16 protein-coding genes are annotated in these 18,049 nt (G+C 37.0%); 4 read left to right on the forward strand and 12 right to left on the reverse strand.

What is annotated here, in order from left to right:
• Window positions 1-80: 80 nt before the first annotated feature.
• The 3 genes from ACFVSW_RS08045 to ACFVSW_RS08055 all read right to left on the reverse strand — a co-directional run bounded on the left by ACFVSW_RS08045 (window position 81) and on the right by ACFVSW_RS08055 (window position 1,689).
• Entirely contained in the window at window positions 81-383 is a 303-nt protein-coding gene (locus tag ACFVSW_RS08045; RefSeq protein ID WP_387314646.1) for a tyrosine-type recombinase/integrase, read from the reverse strand.
• Window positions 384-778: 395 nt separating this feature from the next.
• Entirely contained in the window at window positions 779-1,111 is a 333-nt protein-coding gene (locus tag ACFVSW_RS08050; RefSeq protein WP_387314400.1) for an iron-sulfur cluster biosynthesis family protein, read from the reverse strand.
• Between the two features lie 143 nt (window positions 1,112-1,254).
• Window positions 1,255-1,689 (reverse strand): OsmC family protein, encoded by a 435-nt coding sequence (locus ACFVSW_RS08055; protein ID WP_387314403.1) that lies wholly within the window; start codon window positions 1,687-1,689, stop codon window positions 1,255-1,257.
• A gap of 436 nt (window positions 1,690-2,125) precedes the next feature.
• Between ACFVSW_RS08055 and ACFVSW_RS08060 the strand changes: the two genes are divergently transcribed.
• A complete protein-coding gene (locus ACFVSW_RS08060) occupies window positions 2,126-2,779 on the forward strand; it encodes a carboxymuconolactone decarboxylase family protein (RefSeq protein ID WP_387314404.1) in 654 nt (217 codons plus the stop codon).
• Between the two features lie 12 nt (window positions 2,780-2,791).
• Window positions 2,792-3,370, forward strand: a complete 579-nt coding sequence (locus ACFVSW_RS08065) for a TetR/AcrR family transcriptional regulator (RefSeq protein ID WP_387314406.1) — start codon at window positions 2,792-2,794, stop codon at window positions 3,368-3,370.
• Between the two features lie 461 nt (window positions 3,371-3,831).
• On the opposite strand, the gene ACFVSW_RS08070 is transcribed toward ACFVSW_RS08065, so the two are convergent.
• Window positions 3,832-4,557 carry a DUF981 family protein gene (locus ACFVSW_RS08070; protein ID WP_387314409.1) on the reverse strand — a complete coding sequence of 242 codons (726 nt, stop codon included), beginning with the start codon at window positions 4,555-4,557 and terminating at the stop codon, window positions 3,832-3,834.
• 334 nt (window positions 4,558-4,891) lie between these two features.
• On the opposite strand from ACFVSW_RS08070, the gene ACFVSW_RS08075 reads away from it, so the two are divergent.
• On the forward strand, window positions 4,892-5,425 hold the full coding sequence (locus tag ACFVSW_RS08075) for a YceI family protein (protein WP_387314412.1): 534 nt from the start codon (window positions 4,892-4,894) through the stop codon (window positions 5,423-5,425).
• A gap of 159 nt (window positions 5,426-5,584) precedes the next feature.
• Here the strand turns inward: ACFVSW_RS08075 and ACFVSW_RS08080 are convergent, their stop codons facing one another.
• From ACFVSW_RS08080 to rlmD, 5 genes are all read right to left on the reverse strand, one after another.
• Window positions 5,585-5,713, reverse strand: a complete 129-nt coding sequence (locus ACFVSW_RS08080) for a hypothetical protein (protein WP_387314414.1) — start codon at window positions 5,711-5,713, stop codon at window positions 5,585-5,587.
• A gap of 234 nt (window positions 5,714-5,947) precedes the next feature.
• Entirely contained in the window at window positions 5,948-9,070 is a 3,123-nt protein-coding gene (locus ACFVSW_RS08085) for an efflux RND transporter permease subunit (protein WP_387314417.1), read from the reverse strand.
• A gap of 150 nt (window positions 9,071-9,220) precedes the next feature.
• The gene (locus ACFVSW_RS08090; protein ID WP_387314419.1) at window positions 9,221-10,555 is read right to left on the reverse strand and encodes a sensor histidine kinase; all 1,335 of its coding nucleotides are present in this window, start codon (window positions 10,553-10,555) and stop codon (window positions 9,221-9,223) included.
• Complete coding sequence (locus tag ACFVSW_RS08095; RefSeq protein ID WP_387314421.1) at window positions 10,552-11,229, reverse strand: response regulator transcription factor; 678 nt, start codon at window positions 11,227-11,229, stop codon at window positions 10,552-10,554. The genes ACFVSW_RS08090 and ACFVSW_RS08095 overlap by 4 nt, the downstream gene beginning before the upstream one ends.
• A gap of 369 nt (window positions 11,230-11,598) precedes the next feature.
• Window positions 11,599-12,969 (reverse strand): 23S rRNA (uracil(1939)-C(5))-methyltransferase RlmD, encoded by a 1,371-nt coding sequence (gene rlmD / locus ACFVSW_RS08100; protein WP_387314423.1) that lies wholly within the window; start codon window positions 12,967-12,969, stop codon window positions 11,599-11,601.
• 167 nt (window positions 12,970-13,136) lie between these two features.
• Between rlmD and ACFVSW_RS08105 the strand changes: the two genes are divergently transcribed.
• Complete coding sequence (locus ACFVSW_RS08105) at window positions 13,137-13,412, forward strand: CC/Se motif family (seleno)protein (protein WP_387314425.1); 276 nt, start codon at window positions 13,137-13,139, stop codon at window positions 13,410-13,412.
• A gap of 142 nt (window positions 13,413-13,554) precedes the next feature.
• Here ACFVSW_RS08105 and ACFVSW_RS08110 read toward each other — a convergent pair whose 3' ends face one another.
• From ACFVSW_RS08110 to ACFVSW_RS08120, 3 genes are all read right to left on the reverse strand, one after another.
• Complete coding sequence (locus ACFVSW_RS08110) at window positions 13,555-15,360, reverse strand: carbon starvation CstA family protein (RefSeq protein WP_387314427.1); 1,806 nt, start codon at window positions 15,358-15,360, stop codon at window positions 13,555-13,557.
• A 135-nt stretch (window positions 15,361-15,495) separates the two neighbouring features.
• A complete protein-coding gene (locus ACFVSW_RS08115) occupies window positions 15,496-16,233 on the reverse strand; it encodes a LytR/AlgR family response regulator transcription factor (protein ID WP_387314429.1) in 738 nt (245 codons plus the stop codon).
• The gene (locus ACFVSW_RS08120) at window positions 16,208-17,980 is read right to left on the reverse strand and encodes a LytS/YhcK type 5TM receptor domain-containing protein (RefSeq protein ID WP_387314431.1); all 1,773 of its coding nucleotides are present in this window, start codon (window positions 17,978-17,980) and stop codon (window positions 16,208-16,210) included. The genes ACFVSW_RS08115 and ACFVSW_RS08120 overlap by 26 nt, the downstream gene beginning before the upstream one ends.
• Window positions 17,981-18,049 lie beyond the last annotated feature (69 nt).

Here is an 18,049-nt window from a genome sequence, read left to right on the forward strand (position 1 = left end):
AAATGGAAATATAAATAGAGTGGTTACTTCTGAAACCACCCTTACTCTGTGTAATTTTATAAGTCTAATGACAATCACTCTTATTGAATTAGGTACCTTTTATGCTGCTCACGTTTTCTTTCGTGAGTTATCTTTGCATACCTAAGTGTGGTATCTGGCGAACTGTGACCTAACATCTCTTGAATAGCTACGAGCTCAGCTCCATTATTTAATTTTAATGTTGCAAACGTATATCTTAAAACATGGGGGCTTATTTTGTCTTTTAGACCCGCTTTCTTAGCTATTAATCCTATTTCTCTTTGAATACCTCGCCTAGATAATCTTCTATAAGGTTTTTCACTCTGTAATCGTATAAAACTATTTTCAAAACATCGTGACTTTATTCCAAATTAACAATTAGATTCTATTAGCTGGTTTAGTATAAGTGAATTCCTTAATAAATTCCTCTAAAAATAAAGATCTTTGTTGCGTAGTTTGTGCTAAAAATAAGACGATCACTTTAAACGCAATCGTCTTTAAATCTATTTCCATCACAAGTTCGTTGTACTGCGAAGCAAAGAATCTACTTAATAAGCAAGTTCTTGTTTAACTAAAACCCCCTATAGTTTAAGTGAATATGTTCACAAATTTTCACCTTAATATAATCTAATCCCTTTATGTGTAGGGGCAAATCAAAAAGACGCTTTCTAACTAAATGAGAAAGCGCCCTTTTCTTGAATAACTAATGATTTTATTGGTTGGTATTGTGGAAGATCAAATAGTTGAAGACTAGATTTAATCAAATTATTTTATTCATAATAAATGACATTCTTCCATTTATTATTTGCTGTGGGCTTTTTAACTGAAAACTGTTCACTGAATCCGAAAAATCAATTTTTAAGTCCTCGTCGTCAAAGAAAATGATCTCTGATTTCTCCAACAATACAGGACGATCGTTAGTCTCAAATAGAATGTCTTGGGTTTCATCTCTGGATGGGACAAAAAACAAAGTAGGTACTCCTGCCCCGCAGGCAAGCCCTTCCATTACGTTTTGAATTTTAAGATATCCCTTTTGATCCCCAATTTTTTTGTTCAGTTCTTCTGATGCCCTTTCTGTAATGGTCATTGCCATTTGACACACTCCCTCTATTGTTTTTACCAGTGAGTTATAATTCAGATAAAAAAGACAGCATAACCGCCGCCTTGATTTAATAAGACCGTTTTAATTGAAAGATCTAAAAATGAATGAATTTCTATATTCTTGGATGAATCAGGTCATTTCGTAGATACTTTACCTTGAATTTCAATTTTAACATCTGCTTTTTTCAATAAATTTCCGACTTCGCAACCTTTATCTGCAGCTTCTGTTGCTCTTTGCGCAGATTGAACTTGTTCTTCTGTTGCTTCAGCAGATAAAACGATTTGCGGATAGTGAGTAATTTTGAACTCATTATCAGATATATTTGCCTCAGAATTAACTGTAAGTTCTAGAACAGGTAATTTTCTGCTTTCAAGCACAAACGTAAGTGTTGCTGTATAACAAGTAGTTACAGAAGAAACTAGAACCTCTTTTGGATTTGCTCCGTTACCACTGCCTCCCAAAGATATTGGAATAGCGATTTTTGTATCAAGATTCTCTGTTTTAAGTATTCCATTCCCTGTTACCCCGTCAGCCCAAACAGCATTCACATTTATTTTCATATCAGCCATTGTTAACACTCCTTAAAATCAAATATTATTTTTTATTTTACCAATACACGAATGATCCTATTCTACGGGTACCCAATCAAGTCGTGGAAAGGTAAGAAAAACATTTTCTCGTTAATTTTACCTACCGGTTGGTACAATTTGTAGCTTAACATGTCCATTAAAGAATTAGCAAGTAAAAAGTTTTGTTCATAAAAAATGTACTCTAACAATTAACAATTAACATCATTGACATTGAGTGGTAAATGAAATTATTGAAAAATCAACCTTTTACTTCTTCCGAGGGTAAGACTCTACAAATTAATAACGAAACAATATTATTGTAATCTAATAGTAGATAATGCTATCATAACTGTACCGAACAGTTGGTAAAAACAATCATGTTATTTTATTCAATTAAGGTTAAACTAAACATAAAAGTTCAAAAGGAGTTTTGAAAGTGCCAACAAATCTATATTCAAAAGAAAACACTCATAATCTATCTCAATTAAAAGATTTAGCACCTGAACAATTTAAAGCTTTTAATGTTTTTAATATTGCAGTATTTAAAGAAGGTGCTCTTACTGTAAAAGAGAAAGAAATCATTGCTGTGGCAATTGCACATATTACTCAGTGTCCGAATTGCATTGACTCTCATACTAAGAAAGCAAAAAGCGCAGGAGCATCTTTAGAAGAATTAGTTGAAGCTGTATTTGTTGCTACGGCTGTGGAAGCTGGTGGTGCGGTTACTCATAGTACGCATGTACATAACGCAAAAAATGTAGATGCATCAGATGTTCTTTATGCTCGTTCCAATTTAAAAAATTTAAGCATCCTAGGTAAATTTGCTCCTGAAGGATTCAAAGGCTACTCAGCATTTAGTGCTGCCACCACTAAAGAAGGAAAACTCACTGCTAAATTTAAAGAAATTATCGCAACTGCTTCTGGAGTAGCCAGTCAATGTCCATATTGCATCGACGTTCATACGAAAAAGGCCGAAAAACTTGGTGCAACAAATGAAGAACTCGCAGAAGCTATCATGGTTACTTCCGCGTTGCGCGCAGGTGGTTCCTATGTACACATGGCTAATATGATTCAAAGTTACCAAGACTGAGGGTGTTGTATAGTGTCTTCCAAAAAACAGGAAATTATACGAATAGCCAGAGATATCATACACTCAAAAGGTTATCAGGCGACATCAGTTAGCGATATCATGGCTGCTACTAATATAGGAAAAGGACAATTTTACCATTATTTTCAATCAAAACATGATCTTGGATTAGCTGTTGTAGATGATTTAGTCAATGATTGGGAAGAACAGTTAATAATCGGGATTCTGAATACTTCAGATGACCCAGTTACTAGGTTAAATCAAATGCTCAAATGGGCTGAAATAAGTCATGCAGAAATGGAGATTAAATACGGATGTGCAGTAGGGAATTTGGCAATTGAAATGAGTGCCCAAAATGAGGAATTCCGAGTAAAAATTGAAGAGTTTTTAAATCACTGGGTGGGCTCAGTTGCTGATTGCTTAACGGAAATGATTGTGAACCATCAGTTAGATCAATCAATTAATCCGAGAAAAAACGCAGAATCCATTGTTGCCATGATTGAAGGCGGAATTTTACTGATGGTAAGTCGACAAAATATCCAAGTTTTACGAGATGTTTTTGATGTAATCAGAGAACAGTATAATTTAAATTAAAGACAAAAAGTTAAGAAAAGACTTACTAACCGTTAGTAAGTCTTTATTTTAATTGTAATCGACAACCTGTGCTTTTAAACAACTTTATTGTCATTTAACAACTATAATAATTTATATTTTCTTATAATACCTTATTCAAGTATTCTGCTTCGTTAGTTTAAGTGAAATGCTTCACAATATCACATATCTTCTTACTAAAATCATAAAAGAAGATAATGAATTATAGTTTTTTTTCCACAATCTTGGCAATCGTTGTTACGCAGTATGTGTCGAATACGACAAAACGATCACCCTTAAAAAGTGATCGCCCCTAATAAATTGTATTAGTTACCAGAATCGTTGTACTGCGCAATAAATTTATCTATTGTTTTTTCTAATTGCTTATGCAACAATAGCGCCCTTTAATGGAATAACTTTATATCACTTAACACTCTTTTAATAGCCAAGAAATTATTTAAACATTATTTCATTGTGTGTACAATTAATCCAATATGAGTAAAATAATTCAAAATGCCAAATGAAGTCCAAATAATACCAGTAATAATCCAGGCACCTTTATTTAATTTAGCAAAACTTTCGTTTGGTTTTTCTTTTTGATTAACAGCGAATAAGATTGCCCCAACTCCTGTAAGAGCAAGTAAAATAGACATAAATGTTGCTTCAATCATTGGATAGGCAGCGAATAGTCCAGAAATAGGTTCTTGCGGAGGGGCGGCAAATAAACGAAAAGTTACTCCAGCACACCCCATTGCAATAAGAGAACACCCCATTGCTATTGCAAAATAAGATAATGGTTTTAAATAATGTGGTAAACTTTTCTTTAAGTTTTCAGATACTAAAGCTGTATCATTCATATCAATCCCTTGTTTTAAATAAAAATTTGCCTTTCTCCATAAGAGAATCGTTATTGCTAAAAGAAGAACCCCAAAAGCTAAAGAGGATTCACCAAAGATAATATCATCAAATGCAAATCCCATTTTTGAAAGTGGCCAAGTTAAAGTCATGTGTAAACCCGTTAAAGTTAATATGAACCCGGGAATTCCAAAGCCAAGAGCCCAACCTTCTAAATGTCCAATTTTATTAGAATTTAAGTGCGAAAAAAATTTAACAATGGATAATAAAGAAACACCTACTGATACAGACATAATCGTATTGTATACTGCTGTTGTTTCCCAATGAATAACCATAAGTTATACCCCTACCTTGTTGTTTTAATTTAAATTGCTATAATCTTGGTTCAAATTTTTAAAAAATATTTCTACTTTTTATTATGGCAATGTTAATAAAGATTCATACAAAACTGAGAAGTTTTATTATGGGTATTTTTATATATCCCCTCGAAAAGGTTTATTAAGGGAAAAAACGCTGCTATTCAATCTTTTTATAAATTTGAACAAATTTGAATCAATAAAAGTGATAGAAGGCTGTTTGAATGAAAAATAAAATATAGCTTGGAGTATATAATATTAATATTTGCCTAGGATGTATGTTGTAGTTTATAAATGAACAGGAGTGATTTTTATGGAAAAGACTAAATGGAATGTAGATACTGCACATAGTAGTATTGATTTTTCTATCAGACATATGATGGTATCTAAAGTTAAAGGTACTTTTCATACTTTCGAAGCATCGATAGAAGCTGACCTCGATGACTTAACCACGGCATCAATTGAATTTTCAGTGGACGTTAACAGTGTAGATACTCGTAACGAAGATCGTGATAATCACTTACGTTCAGCGGACTTCTTTGATGTAGAGAACAATCCTAAAATGACGTTTAAATCAACAAAAATTATTAAGAAGAGTCCCGGTGAATACGAGATAACTGGAGACTTAACCATTCGTGGGACAACTAATCCTGAAACGTTTACTTTAACCTATGAAGGAAGTGGGAAAGATCCTTGGGGGAATGTAAAGGCTGGTTTTGAAGCTCACGGTTCCATTAGTAGAAGTGAGTATGGTTTGAAGTGGAATGCAGCATTAGAAACCGGTGGAGTATTAGTGGCTGATCAGGTTCAAATTACACTTGAAGTACAAGCAGCCAAAGGAGCTTAAATATCTTTCTCTAACTTAATTATAAATAATGTATAAAAAAACATACCAAGTGGTATGTTTTTTTATGGCTTACATAAGAAGTTCTTCTAAAAAGGACTCCCATTTAGGAAGTCCACTGCATGCCATAACCCTTCGGTTAAAGGATGACTTTACTTAATTCTAATCTCTTGTTTTGGAGCGATGATTATCGTCTTCAACGATACCTTCCCCCGCCTTGTTGGCCAGTGCTCCACCAGAAACAGCACCTGAACTCGCAACTGAACCAAATGGATCAAGAGGAGAAGCCATGGTATCCCCAGCAAAAGCGCCTACACCAGTTCCTACTTCTTTGCCAGTAAAGTTATTGTCTTTATTGATATAAATAGAATAAGTGCAATTTTTCCTATATTTCTAATAATGGATACACTTGTAAAGAGAAAAAAGGTATTTAATCAACCACAGCCAATAGGAATATGGGGACTTTCCCTAGGGTACTTTACATCCATAAAGGACCTAAGTTTCAGTCCCGCTAAAAAGATTTATTTATTTAAAATCATCATCTGTTAGATGTTTTCTAAATTTACCAACCAGCGAATAAAGTACTGGTACAAAGATTAAGGTTAACAATGTTGAAGTGGTTAGACCACCAATAACGGTGACAGCTAACCCTTGTGAGATTAAACCAGATGATGAGGTCGACGTTGCCAATGGAATAAGGGCAAAGATTGTTGCAAATGCTGTCATTAAGATAGGCCGTAAACGTATCTTTGCAGCTTCTACAATCGCTTCATTCAGTACTAATCCGCGTTTTCTATTTTTTTCCACACGATCAAGCAATACGATGGCATTCGAAACCACGACACCGATCAGCATTAACATCCCAATCATGGCACTCATCGAAATTGGCTGCCCACTTATTAGTAAACCGCCAAGTGCTCCAATTGGAACGAATAAAAGAGATGACAAGATAACAAGTGGTGTCAAAAACCCTGAATAAGTTACAGTTAACACAAAGAATACAAGAACGATAGCGGCTCCCATGGCAAGGCCTAAACTTGATAAACCATCTGAGATCATTTTAATTCCCCCGCCATATGAAACAGTGATACCTTTTGGTAATGACAAGGAATTGATATCTTTTTTGACATCAGTTGATACTTTGGTAGTATTGTTTCCTTTGATAATTGCAGACACTTTGACAAGTTGATTGCCATCATCATGGTACAATGTAGTCGGAACATTTACATCTTGAATTGTCGCTACCTCACTTACTTTTTTCGTACCTTCTGAAGTTTTAATCTCAATATTTTCAAGATCTGTTTTTGAAGCTATTTTTTTATCATAACTTAAATCAACTTCTTGAATAGTTCCGTTTATGGTGTAGTTACCCACCATAACTGTTGACACATACTCGCGAATTGCTGACATCAACTGTAGGTACGTAACTCCCGCTTTGTCTCCATCTGAACTAATGGCAAACTTCCATTCTGTTTGCTCATCTCCTAAGTTACTCGTAACATTTTTCAATTGACTATTTTTCGACAATAAGTTAGTAACTTGATTGGATACTTCCGTTAGCTTCGTAAGATCAGAACCGTAAAGCTGAATATCAAGATTATTACCTGATGATATACCACCGCTTTGTGTCTGCTTAACAGTAACCGTCGAACCTTTATAGTCATTATGAGCAATTTTCTCAATATCTTTTTGATACACACTTAAAAGCTCATCTATATTTTGCCCGTTTTTCAATTGGATGAAAAATTGAATGACATTATTGCTGCCGCCTTTCATCATGGCTGAATTGTCTGAGATTCCTATTGATACTTGACTATAGTCTATCCCTTTTTTATTTTTCAAATAGCTTTCCACATTTTTTGCCACCGAATCCATTTGATCAAGACTTAAATAACTTGGAACCGTTATATTTACTTGCATGGCTGGATTTGCATTACTTGATGGCAAGAACGTAACTCCTAATTTAGGAATAATCGCAAATGAACCGACTAAGAGAAGAAGTGATAATACAATAACGAGTGTTTTTTTGCGAAAAGCTTTTCTTAAAAACTTCTCGTAAAGACCTGCTAGCCTGCTTGGTTTTTCCACATGTTTAATCTTTTTGAAAAATATGCTCCCTAATGCAGGGACCAAAATAATTGCCACAATCAATGAAGCCGAAATGGAGAACACGACGGCAAGCGCAAACGGCCGGAAGACTTCCCCAATGATTCCCGTTACAAAAGCGATTGGTGCAAATACAACCAATGTCGTTAAAGTGGAAGAGGTTACCGCTCCAAATACTTCTTTCGTCGCATGAAAAGCTACTTGTTTCATGCTGAGATCTTTGTTTTTTTGGCGCCAGCGGAAAATATTTTCGATCACAACAATACTGTCATCGATAATACGTCCGACGGCAACGGCCATTCCTCCAAGTGTCATAATATTCAAGGCATAATCAAATTGCTTTAATACTGCAATCGTTGACAAAATTGATATCGGCAGAGATACAATCGCAATCAAAGTTGCTCGAATATTACGTAAGAAGATCAAAATGACAAGAATGGCAAATAGTATGCCATAGCCACCTTCTTTAAGGAGTGAAGAAATAGAATTTTCCACATCTTTTCCTTGATCTGTCACTGTATAAATCGTGTAATGGTGATTTTTATTAAACGATGAGATTTTGTCTTTTACATTATTGACAACTTCCGCAGTATTTGCATTCTGTGTCTTGGTTACAGAAACTAAATAGCTGTCTTTTCCATTGAAACGTGTAATTACATCCCGGCTTGATGTCGTTGCAATAGTAGCAATATCTGACAGCTTTAATTTCACTTGTTTTGCAGAACTGTTTGTTTGTCCTTTTGTACCGCTTGTTAACCCTGCTGTAGATCCTATTGTTCCTGTAGTTGGACTGGTTTGCTGACTTTGTCCCCCAACAGTAATTTCAATATTTTTTAAGTCATCAATGCTTGTACTATTCCCTTCCATAACAAGAGGTATATTGGTTCCTCCACTGTTTACTTGACCAAATGAAACCTTATAATTTTTCAATTGAATAGCTTCTTTAATGTTTGCGAGTGTCAAGCCATATTGATGTGCCATGTCTTGATTTAATTCAATTGAAACTTTTTGGCCTTTTGCGCCATCAAGCGTAACCGTACCAATACCACTTATCATTTCAAGGGTTGGAACAAGGTCATTTTCAATGGATGATTGGATATCCTGATTGTCATTGCCAGCAAAAGCGACCTCATAAACCGCTTGTGCCCCCTTATCAATTTTAATGACTTCTACCTTTGCGCCATCAGGAAATGTTACCTTATTAATAGCCGCTTCCAGTGTAGATTTCTGCTTGTCAATATCGGTACCGAACGGATAAGAAACCGAAATGGTTGCCGCATTGTTTCTTGAAGTACTGGTTACAGTGTCATATCCTTTTTGCTGCTTAATACTATCTTCAATTGGATTGGTAAGTTGTTGTTCCAATTCCTGTGTCGAATGACCCGGATAGGTTGCTTGCACAAATAGAGCTGGAAATGTGACGTTTGGGAAAGTTTCTACTTTTATGTTTTTAGTAGAATAAATTCCACCTCCAATTACAAGTACAGCAAGCAAAATGATCGCAACTGTATTTTTTAAGCTAAACTTCAATATTTTGTTCAAAAATAATCACCCTCTCTGATTCAAATTACACGAATCAGAATATAATAAGTTTGTGTCCTCTATGTGACCTTTTGATCGTGTTTAAAGAATTTTAATTTTTTACATAAAAAAACAGACCCAAAAGGGACTGCTTTCCGCAACTGTTTGCTCCTATTTACCTAAAATAATCCTAAAAGTTGTTTCGTCACCTTCTATACTATTTACAAAGATTTTTCCATTGTGTAGGTCGATAATCCGTTTGACTACTGCCAATCCAAGCCCATAACTTTCGGTTGTTCTTGTATGAGCTTTTTCTACTCGATAAAAGCGTTCAAAAATATAGGGTATATCTTTTTGAGGTATACCATAACCTGTATTTCTAATGATGATTTCGACATGATGATCTTGTTCATGTCCTCGAATCGAAATTTTTCCATCTTCCCGATTATACTTAATGGCATTCGAATATAAATTGGTCCACACTTGATTCATTAATGATTCATCAGCATAAACCTCAATCTTTGGAATGTCAAAATCAATGTCAAGGCGCTTTTCCATCCATAAAGATTGCATCGTAACAAGCTGATTTCGTAATTGTCGATCTAGGAGGTATAGCTTAGGATTGAACGGGGACTTGTTCGCTTCTAGGATTGACAAGTTCAACAATTGTTTGGTTAAACTTGAAAGACGTTCACTCTCTTGTTCAATAAGTTCAAAATAATGCTTTTCTTCAACTGTTTCCACAGCACCATCTTTCAATGCGATTGCCATCCCCCTAATAGCTGTTAGCGGTGACTGAAGCTCATGGGACACGTTTGCAATGAAATCCTTACGCATTTGCTCCGTTTTATCTAATTCCTCTGCCATGAAATTAAAGCTTTTGGCTAACTGTCCTATTTCATCCTTATTTTTTACATTCAAGCGGATTTGAAAATTTCCTCTTGCTAATTCTTTTGTTGCATGGGTGATTCTAACAAGAGGTTCGACTAAAAAACGGGTTGTGGTTAAAATCAGCGAGGTTCCGATAAACAAAACGATAAATAATGCGGTTAATAAAATATTTCGAATCTGACTAAATTGTTCTGTCAAATTAGGTTTAATAAATAACGCATATCTCCCGTTTTTAGTTTCAAATGGTAGTCCAATCAAAAGTGGTTCAACTTCTTTTCGATAGACATCACCGGCAATAACATCCCTAATCGTCTTTTTACTAAATTCACTGGATTTTGGAACATTAGGTGTTTTTGATACCAAGCCATTTTGATCATAAAGATATACCTCATAAGGTAAGGAGGAAATGCTTTTTAAGTATTCATCAAAGCCCTTATCACCTAAATTTTTGTATAAATTAATCATTCCTTTTCCTTGGTTAATGACCTCCGTTTCGCGAATTTTGATAATTTGATTTTGAAAAAAAAGAGACGTGATTAAAAAGGAAAGTATCAATGACACAATAATAACAATAAAATAATTTAAAATATTTTTGATATAAATAGATTGGATCATGATAAAACCTCTAATTTATAACCAAGTCCCCTTACAGTAGTAATTTGCAGAATGTCCTCATAATTTTTAAATTGCTTTCGGAGTTTTTTTATGTGAGTATCGACTGTTCTTTCATCTCCTTCATAATCAAGTCCCCAAATTCTCTCGATCAGCTGTTCTCTTGTAAAAATTTTTCCAGTTTGACTTGCTAGCATATATAATAACTCAAACTGCTTTATTGGTAGCAAGAAATCCTCATCCTTGATTTGAACCTTATAGCTGCTATTATCAAGGGAAATATCATTAAAAGTTATTCTCCCGGCCGAAGCTACACCATATCTTTTTAAGAGGGATTTTACTCGCATAACAAGCTCAACTGGATGAAAAGGCTTTGTGACATAATCATCAGTGCCTAGTTTAAAACCTTTAATTGTATCATTTGTTTCAGCTCTAGCTGTTAACATCAAAACGGGAATCTCGAAATAAGCTTTAATTTTTTCACAAAGCTCCCAACCATCTACATTTGGCATCATCAAATCAATAACCGCACAGTCTATTTTCTCTTGTTCTAATATGTCAAGTGCCTCTTTGCCATCACAGGCGATTTTTGTTTGAAACCCTTCTTTCTCTAAATAAAGCTGTGTCACCCTACGGATATTAACATCATCATCTGCTATTAATATTGTTGTCTTCATTATGTACGTATTCCTCCTATAGCAATATAGTCTATTTTAACCAATTATGATTGGGAATTTAATTATTTTTTAACTGATTCTGGGTAACTTAGAGGTGAATATTGGGGTTGTACGATTGAATATAAACAACGAAATTATTTGTTGCGTAGTATAAGTCTACTACGTATTAAGAAATGACAGGCACAGATATTCACCATTATTGAATGTAATACTTTTTTAATTGTTGCTTTCATTAAAGAGTGATTTTGGAATACCTTAGTTTGGTTTCTAATTTAGCTGCACAGTGCCTCCCAGAGAAATCCTGTTTCATAAAATGTTTCCCCAAAAAAGAAAAAGCACAATCTCCTTAAAGATTGAGCTTTTAAAACATTACACTAATTCAATTTTTGCAACAGCCTCACAATGCGTCGTCTGCGGAAACATATCCACCGGCTGCACTTCAACGGTCTTGTATCCCCCGTCTTCCAGAATCCTTAAATCCCGTGCTAATGTTGCCGGGTTACAGGATACATAAACCACTTTTTTAGGCTTCATTTCAATGATGGTTTGCAGCAATGCTTCATCACAGCCCTTTCTCGGTGGGTCGACGACCAACACATCGGCAGCATTGCCTTCTTTGTACCATTTTGGAATCACAACCTCTGCTTCCCCGGCAGCAAATTCCGCATTCTCGATTCCGTTCAAGGCTGCATTCCGTTTCGCATCTTCAATGGCCTCTGGAACCACTTCAACGCCGAAAACCTTTTGTGCTTTTTGGGCTAAAAATAATGAAATGGTTCCAATTCCACAATAGGCATCAATCACCTTTTCTTCGCCGCTAAGGTCGGCATATTCTAGCGCCTTCTCATATAACACCTTGGTTTGTACAGGATTGACTTGATAAAAGGACAAAGCTGAAATGGCAAATTTCACATCTCCAATATAATCGTAAATAACCTCATTTCCCCATAGGACCTTCGTTTTTTCACCAAGGATAACATTCGTCCGCTTTGAATTCACGTTATGAACAATCGATTTCACCTTAGGGAGGCGCGCCACTATTTCCTCCACCAACTTATCTTTTTGAGGAAGATCTGCTGTTCTGGTGATGATGACCACCATAAGCTCGCCCGTTTGCTGCCCATACCTGGCCATAATATGACGGAGCACCCCTTTATGGGACTCCTCATGATAGGCAGCAATGCCAAGCTCGCTGGCTATTTCTTTGACTATTTGGACTGCTTCATTTATTTCCGGCAGCTGAATCAAGCTCTCATTCGTATCAACAATTTCATGGCTTCTTGGTTTGAAAAAACCAGCAATCAGTTTGCCGTCCTTTTCCCCTACAGGCACCTGAGCCTTGTTCCGATAGTGCCATGGATGGTCCATCCCTAAAATTGGATGAACAATTACATCTTCCAGTTTTCCAATGCGGGTCAGAACCTGGCGAACTTGATTTTCCTTATATTTTAGCTGGCCTTCATAACTAATATGCTCGAGCTGGGTGCCGCCATACTTGTGCCGCTCGCTGCTAGCAATCTCCACCCGGTAAGGGCTTTTTTCATAAAGCTCAATCAATCGCCCAAAACCATAGCCTTTACCCGTCTTAATTACTTTTATTTTTGCCTTTTCACCTGGCAGCCCGTTTGGGACAAATAATGGATATCCCTCGACCTTCGCCACGCCGGCCCCGTCATGGGTTAAATCTTCAAAAACTACATCTATATAATCATTTTTAGTTACTGGTATTGGTCTGTTCATCGATTTCTTCCTTTGCTCCGAATTAACTAGAAAAATTGTACCACATTCTAGTAGAGATTACGAAATATGCCCTTTTTCATGTTCTTAGCCTTTTGGCCCCATTCAAATGAGAAGTATAGTAAAATCAAGTTAAGATGGAATGTTGGAAAATAGAGGAGTGGTGATGGTTGAATATCGAAATAGATGCTGGATCAAAAGAGTGGATAGAATCTAAAGGGAATCAGTTAACGGTAAAAACGTTGGAAGTAAAAGCCTGCTGTGCTCCTGGGGTGCAGGAACTGGTGGCTGTGCCTGGAAAACCAAAGACTTTGAACAATTATCATGAGATTTTAATCGATAATCTCTCCATCTATGTACAAAAAAATATTAGAAGTAAGGAAAAACTCATATTAAAATTATCCGGGTTTAGCATTTTAAAATCCATTTCCGCAAAACTTCAATAAAAATAAAGAAAACTCGCCGATTGGCGAGCCGTTAGGCGAAGACAGAGGCGTAGTTGCACTTATGCCTGATAGAAAAGTTATACTTTTCTATCGGCCGAAAAAACAGCACCCATTCAATCTTCCATGAATGGGTGCTGTCATGTTAAGCGACTTCCTGTTCAGAATTTTTTACTAAGACATCTTGTGGTATTTTCCATAGCTTAATCCATTTAGCAATGGAAGTAACCATGATGACGATGCCTAAGATCAGCATGACAATCGAAAGGATACCATTTAATACATTATATCCAGGGTTTGCTGCATTCAAGTAGACATTTTTCACCATCCAATATCCGGCTACCATGACTGTAACAAACAGGTAAGCAAGCGGGATTAGACATGTCAGCATGTACCAGCGCTTTTCTGCAATCTTGAGTACAACTGTCGCTCCAACAATGAGGCCGATTGATGCCATCAATTGGTTGGATACACCGAACAGTGCCCAGACGGAACTAATGTCACCTGAGAAAAGAAGATAGCCCCAGACGAAACAGGCTAATGCACTGGCGACGATATTTGCGCCGATTGAATCTGTCCGTTTTAACGGTTTAATGAAGTCACCTAAGAAATCTTGAATAAGGTAACGAGCAACCCGTGTTCCTGAGTCAATCGCGGTTAAGATAAAGACAGCTTCAAATAGAATAACAAATTGATAGAAATAGGAAGCTAATTTTTCAAAAATCGGAACAGCAGCGAAGATGTAGGTCATCCCAACCGCAAGTGTAACGGCACCACCTGTTCTGCCTTCAAGGTCCATGCCAACTTCTTTACCAAGTTCATCTAAATGAACCGTTTCCATTCCTAGTGTGGCAAATTTCTCTGGTGTGGAGTTAATCGCAAAGTAATCGCCGGGTTGCAGTGATACAGCGGCAATTAATGCCATAATCGCTACTAAACATTCCACAAGCATGGCACCAAAAGCAACACCTTTTATATCGCTCCATCGATTAACCATTTTCGGCGTTGTACCAGAGCCAACGAATGCGTGGAAACCTGAAATCGCTCCACATGCAATGGTGATGGAGATAAATGGCCAAACCGGACCCGCTATAACAGGACCCCCGCCATTCAGAAATTCTGTAAATGCTGGGAATTGTACATCTGGATTGACAATGAATACCCCAATTATTAATGCCGCAAATACGCCAATTTTCATAAAGGTACTTAAATAATCGCGCGGTGCCAGTAATAGCCAAACCGGTAATGCGGCTGCAAAAAAAGCATAGATTGGAAGAATAAGTGCTAATGTACTTTTCTCAAGGGTTAATAGATCGCCAAACCATGTTCCTTGAATGTTTGGTCCTAAAATAATCGCGACCATGATTAAAGCAAAGCCGACAATCGTAGCAAGTTTTAAGTTTCCGGTCTTTTTATGATACAAACCAACCCCCATTGCAATTGGAATCGTGATTCCTACCGCAAATGTTCCCCATGGGTTTCTTTCAAGTGCACCAAGAACAACCATTGATAATCCTGCCATCGTAATCGTGATAATAAATAACATGGCTAGTCCTGTACAGAACCCTGCGACAGGTCCAAGTTCTTCTTTTGCTACTTCTGATAAAGATTTTCCATCTCTACGCATAGAGGCAAAGAGAACAACCATATCGTGAACCGCTCCGCCAATTACAGCACCGACTAGGAGCCAAATCAAGCCTGGCAAATAACCAAATTGTGCTGCCAAAATAGGGCCAACTAACGGACCTGCTGCTGCAATCGCCGCAAAATGGTGGCCAAAAACGACCCATTTGTTTGTTGGGACATAGTCTCGTCCATCTTCCAGCTTCTGAGCAGGTGTCGGTTTTGAATCATTAAGCCTTAAAACCTTTGCTGCCATGAAAGTACCATATAAACGGTACACAATTAAAAGGATACATATTGAAGCAATAACAATTGTAATCGCATTCATTCTTCTCCAAACCCCCTAACTATTGTTTCTTCATCATCCATTTTACAAAATGAAAGCGCATTTACTTTGTTTTCAAGATAAAATGCAGAAATAGAAGGGTGAGTTGCAAAAATCAATCAATGAAATGCAAATTTTCTAAAAACCAAGTTGCTGCTTTAATAACTTTACATATGTTCGACTTACGGGAACCTGCGAGCCATCACTCATATGTAAATTATAAGTAGAATTAAACCATGGTTCGATTTCGACAATATGATCCAAGTTCACGATAAAACTTCGATGAACACGTAAAAATTTAGCGTTATTCACCTTTTTTTCCAAAACAATGAGAGCTTCAGCTACTTTATAGGCTTGTTCGCATGTGACAATGTTACACTTACCTTCACTAGATTCTAAATAAAGAATGTCTGTTACGGTTAGTAGAACAATCCTTTCATCCACAAGGACCGCTATTTTTCCATTATTGTTCTGTTTCACGGACGATTGGATCAGGTTATTCTTATTCCCGAGATTTTGCATCTTCTTAATTTTTTCCAAGGTTTTTTGAATCCGTTCTTCATCAAATGGCTTTAAAATATAATCGACTGCATTTAATTCAAATGCCTCTAAAGCATACTCATCATAGGCTGTTGCAAAAACAATCGCTGGAGTTTGCTCAAGTGGTTCTAATTGCCTCGCTAAACTCAACCCATTCTCTTCAGCTAATTCAATATCCAAGAAAACAAGATCTGGTTTTAGCTCTGTTATACCAGCGACTGCATCCTCGACGCAATCAGCTTCTCCTAAAATTTCCACTTGTTCACTTCGAATCAGCAGGTATTTTAATTCATCTCTCGCTAATGGTTCATCATCCAATATATAGGCCTTCAACATCTTGCTTAAACACTCCTTTACTGTCGAGCGGAATGGAAATGGTAATGGTAGCTCCACGATTGACTTTGCTTTTTAACGTTAAACTGGCTTGACCATTGTATATTCCTTTTAGCCGTTCACTTATATTAAAAATCGCTGTGCCATTTCCTTTTTTAGAATCGACAACCTGGTTACCGAGGACTTCTATTTGGCCTTCAGGTATTCCCTTTCCATTATCAGCTACAATAATTTGTAACAGATTCTTTTTTGAAAAAATCGTTACTGTAATTTGCCCTTGCGATTTACTTCGTGGAAAACCATAATGGATGGCATTTTCAACTAAAGGCTGCAAGATAAAAGGTGGAATCAGTACCTTTTCGAGCTCCGGTTCTATTTGAAAATCAATGGTATATTTGTTAGGAAAACGCGTTTGTTCCAATGATAAATAGGCCTTAACATTTGCTAATTCTTTTTCCAGAGGGATCAGCATCTGCCTGGCACCTTGAAGGTTTCCACGAAAAAAAGAGCTTAATTCTAATAGTAGTTTACGTGCTTTATCTGCATCTGTCCGGCAAAGTGCTGAAATGGTATTAATACTATTAAATAAAAAGTGTGGATGAATCTGTGCCTGTAAGGCTTTAATCTCTGCATCCTTTAATAGCTTTGTCTGTCTTTCTGCCTCCGCAAGCTCAAGCTGCGTCGAAAAAAGATTGGCTAGACCTTCTGCCAATTCCTGCTCCACCTTGTCCAGTTTATCAGGCTCTGTATAGTACATTTTGAATGTACCATAAATATTATTTTTAACTTTTAATGGCAGGACAATAGCAGCTTCTAACGGGCATTGACTATGAATACAGGAGATTTCCTGCTTCGTTCTTGCAATTGAAATCTTCCCGCTATCGAGTACCTTTCTCGTCAAGCCCGTCTCAGGCTTGGTATTAGGGACATGGTGATCTGAGGCAGCGCCAACATGTGCCAAGACTTGTTGATCATCGGTTATCGCTACTGCGTCGGCATTCGTAAGTTCTAGCATAATCTCGGAGATTTCCTTACATGAGTGGATGGTTAGGCCTTGACGGAAGTATGGCAAGGTTTGATCCGCAATCAGAAAGGCTTGGTTTGTTTGATTTGCGCGAGCACGTTCTTCGTCCCGTTTCATGATTTGAATAATAAGCATAAACAGCAATGTCCCTAAACCATTTCCGAAAATCATCGGAAAACCAATGAGCTGAACGAGTTCCCAGGCATGGCTAAAGGGTTTTGCGGTAACTAGAATAATTAACATTTGAACCGCTTCCAAGACCATTCCCATTATGACTGCAAACGCTGGGGTAATTTGTTTTCGCTTTTTTCCAAAGTATCCAGCCACAATACCAGCTAGAATGGTAGAAAGGGCACAAGAAATGGCAGTGAAGCCGCCAAGTGTGTAACGATGGATGCCGGCAATAAGCCCAGCACCAATGCCAACGGCAGGTCCCCCTAATAGACCGCCAATCACAATCCCCATTACTCTAGTATTGGCAAGTGCACTCTCCTGGTTCATTTCAGTAAGCCACTCAGGTCTGCCAATGGTATGATGGTGGACTTCAATTCCCGTATAATTACTAATGATTCCAAAGGTACCAAAAAGTAAAATAAGCTTAACTTTCTCATTTGTGCTGTGCTTATTTTGAATAACCTGGCGAAACGAGCGCATCTGCGCTAGCAAAAAAGCAACAATGACAATAATTCCAACCTTCTCGAGCATCAATGGAGCTAAATTGAGCATTTTTCTCCTCCTTTACTGACCATACTCAAACGCTTTCATTAGAATCTCGTCAAAACATTCGTGCCCTTT

The sequence above is a fragment of the Neobacillus sp. NPDC058068 genome, from assembly GCF_042885335.1.
GTDB lineage: Bacteria > Bacillota > Bacilli > Bacillales > Cytobacillaceae > Neobacillus.